The 3,325-nt window shown below is 27.8% G+C and carries 5 protein-coding genes, 1 rRNA gene and 1 riboswitch; all 6 genes read right to left on the bottom strand.

Annotation, left to right across the window (positions count from 1 at the left end):
* Positions 1 to 406: ATP-binding cassette domain-containing protein (locus VLM92_RS11065; protein ID WP_325276404.1), on the bottom strand; the 406-nt coding region annotated here is incomplete at its 3' end.
* A gap of 292 nt (positions 407 to 698) precedes the next feature.
* Entirely contained in the window at positions 699 to 1,388 is a 690-nt protein-coding gene (locus VLM92_RS11060) for a radical SAM protein (RefSeq protein ID WP_325276403.1), read from the bottom strand.
* Positions 1,381 to 1,542: a hypothetical protein gene (locus tag VLM92_RS11055; RefSeq protein WP_325276402.1), complete on the bottom strand. Its 162-nt coding sequence runs from the start codon at positions 1,540 to 1,542 to the stop codon at positions 1,381 to 1,383. Before VLM92_RS11055 ends, VLM92_RS11060 begins: the two co-directional genes overlap by 8 nt.
* Before the next feature lie 18 nt (positions 1,543 to 1,560).
* Positions 1,561 to 1,707: a hypothetical protein gene (locus VLM92_RS11050; RefSeq protein ID WP_325276401.1), complete on the bottom strand. Its 147-nt coding sequence runs from the start codon at positions 1,705 to 1,707 to the stop codon at positions 1,561 to 1,563.
* Position 1,708: 1 nt separating this feature from the next.
* Positions 1,709 to 2,677, bottom strand: coding sequence for a nucleoside hydrolase (locus VLM92_RS11045; protein ID WP_325276400.1), 969 nt, complete (start codon positions 2,675 to 2,677; stop codon positions 1,709 to 1,711).
* A gap of 99 nt (positions 2,678 to 2,776) precedes the next feature.
* Positions 2,777 to 2,820, bottom strand: a riboswitch (PreQ1 riboswitch).
* Between the two features lie 365 nt (positions 2,821 to 3,185).
* Positions 3,186 to 3,302 (bottom strand): 5S ribosomal RNA (gene rrf, locus VLM92_RS11040).
* Positions 3,303 to 3,325: the final 23 nt, after the last annotated feature.

Below are 3,325 nucleotides of genomic sequence, written 5' to 3'. Positions count from 1 at the left end.
TACCTCCTGAAAATTTAGACACATATTTATTTCTTACTTCATATAGCCCTACTAAATTTAAAAGTTCCTCTACCTTTTTCTTAGGATTTTTTACACCTTTAAGTGCTGCTACATACATTAAGAAATCTTTAGCACTAAAGTTTTTATAAGCATCAAAATCTTGTGGTAAATATCCTATTACATCTCTATATTGATCATCTAAAGCTTGTATATCTTTTCCGTTGTATAAAATTTTCCCACTTGTTGGTTGTTTAAGTGTTGATATTTGCTTCATTAATGTAGTCTTACCTGATCCATTTGGTCCTAATAAACCATAAACTCCACTTTCTAAAGTTAAACTTATATTTTCATTTGCATTTTTATGACTGTATGTCTTTGTTAAGTTTACTATCTCTAATTTATTCATAACGGTTCCTCCATATATTAATCTTTAATTCATTACCTTGTATGTTGCTATTTTATAATTTAAATCTTACATCTTTATAAACTTAACCTTAAATAAACCTTACAAATAAAAAATTTTATTTAATCATATCCCCAACGATCTATAAGCCATGTCCTCTACTCTATTCAACGTATAAAATTTATAATAAATTCATTGTACGTAAAAAACCGTATTGAAATTTTATCAATACGGTTTTAGTCAATTTAAATTGTAGAGATGATTCGTATAATCCTATCTACAGCTTTTGATTATATTAATCTCCAACTCCAAAGTCTGTGTTATTATATAGAATCTCTATTTTGGGGTTTTTATCTAAAAATTTATATTTTGTTTTAAACCATTTTACTAATTCTTCATCTCTTTTTATTGTTGATGTATTATTTATAAATACATTAATTGTAGCATGGTCAAAGTTATTTAATACTATTTCCATATCCTTATCTATCATCTCTTTTGTTTGGCCTTTTATTCCTATCATCATACAAGGAGAATCAAAATATTTTTTTACATCTTTATAAGTTTTAAACTTTGCATTTTTATTTAAAAATGTATTTCTAAATTCATAATCAAAGCTTTCTACTCCTATTTTAAAAACTATTGGTATTTCAAAAAAATCTCTCATCTCTTGTACTTTATTTTTGTAACACCAATGACTTTCTAAAAATAATTTTTCTATTTTTTTTTCTTTTATTATTTCCTTTATTCTATTCAATGTAGCTTTTGGCAATTCAAAACAACTTCCTGAATTTATTACCTCAAGTACTTTATATTTGCCAGTTACATTTTCTAAAACCTCAAAGTTTAATTTATTAATCTCATCTTCTGAAGTTGAATTATCTAATATATAGTCACAAAAACTACATTTTCCCCATACACATGGGTATCCTTTAAGAAGTACGATTTCTCTAACATTTTTATTTATTACTTCACTATATCTATCCATAATGTCTCCTTTTTTTGTTACCTGTTATAGATAGCTTAACACTTTTAGGAAGTATCCTAACTCCTGAAGCTACTAGTGCTAGTGCTACTGCTATAAATTTATCCATGTAATCTGTAATTACTTGTATTACAAACACACTTTCAACATCATCCATACCTACAAATCTAAGTATTTAAACTATATAAGAATAACCTGCTGATTTAACTCCTCCAAACAAATATACTGCTATTATTGCACTTATTATAGATGTTGAAATTGTAAATATAAGCATTCCTAGACCAATTAAACTGGTGTTTCTAACATTAACTTTTCTATTCATGTTATATCACCCCTTCCACAGAGTCTATAATATTTTCATATCCCTTAAATAATCTTTTTAAAAACATATACATAAATTTTTTTGCATCAACATCAGTTAATACAATAGCATTACTTTCTTTTTTATAAAAATTAAATGAGTCTACTATAGATTGACCCATCGCTACTCCATCTTTTACTACTTCAACAAAAGACTCAAATCCTTCACATATACTTCTATCTATGAAATATGCTACTGCTAATGGATCATTTATTACACATCCTATTATGCCCTCTTGTTCCCAATGAAAATCGATATAAAATCTTGTTATTTCTGTTATATACTTAGCCATATCTTTATCAAATCTATTTATAAGCTCGATTATATTTGGTGTAAGTACAATTTTTCTAGTTACATCTAATCCGACCATATGAATTTTCTTTAATAAATTCTTATAAACATAATCTGCACCATGAGGATCTACCCAATAATTAAATTCTGATACTGGAGAACAATTTCCTTGTATTCTAAAAGCGCCTCCCATAGATACAAATTCATCTAGGTTGTTAAAGGCTTCTTTGTCTTTCATAATGGCTTTTGCTATATTTGTAAGAGGTCCTAGAGCTATTATAGATACCTTTTCATTATTTCTTAAAGTATCAATTATAAAGTCAACACCACCTTCTTTAAATCCAAAATCCTTTATTTCTTCATAGAAATTTTCTCCCACTCCATCTTCTCCGTGGGTATCTTGTGCTGTTACAAGTTCTCTTTTTAATGGATATTCTTCCCCTATATATACGGGTACATGTAATGATGAACACATTTGAAGTGCTTTTAGAGCATTCTGTGCCCCAAGTTTGGCAGGTACATTACCACTACATATAGTTATACCTATTACTTCTAGCTCTGGTGAGTTTAATGCTAGAATAATTGCCAGAGAATCATCTATCCCTGGATCGCAGTCAATTATTACTTTTCTTTTTTCCATATTATCTCCTCCTTAATTTTGGGATTAAGGAGAACTATACAACTTTTTCAACCTAAAAAAAGCCATATCTAAGGATACGACTATATACTGTCACTATATAAATCCTTAGTTTTTTATACTGAGAGTTCTCGAATCAGTCCCAAATATATTATTTAGATTTATAAATTTATATATTTTCTCTTGTAAAAATATTGCTGCAAAATTAGTAAATACATAGGCAGCATGTGATGCCGTTGTATTACCATCAACTGCTTTTATTATTTTTGCCATAAACATTCTCTTTTTATGTAACTAATACAAACGTTCCTACTTATTATTTTTTCCATGAAAAAATTTAATACTCATATTTTATAAAATTAATTCTATTTAACATATCAAATCAGCTCATATGCTTTAAATTTATCATTTCAACTACACTCTTATTTTTCTTTTACATGAAATAAGGGTGTAGGTATTATTTAAACATTAATACCTACACCCTTATTTTTTATTAGTAATAAAAAAGATTACGTGGCTACGTCTTACTCTCCCAGGCAGTTGCCCACCAAGTACCATCAGCGCTAAAGAGCTTAACTTCTGTGTTCGGAATGGGAACAGGTGTATCCTCTTTGCTATTATAACCACATAATCTTTATATTTTAATTAATT

The sequence above is a fragment of the Romboutsia sp. genome (assembly GCF_035470145.1).
Taxonomy (GTDB): Bacteria; Bacillota; Clostridia; order Peptostreptococcales; family Peptostreptococcaceae; genus Romboutsia_D.
Note: the sequence above shows the minus strand (reverse complement) of the source record. Positions and strands in the feature narration are given on the sequence as shown.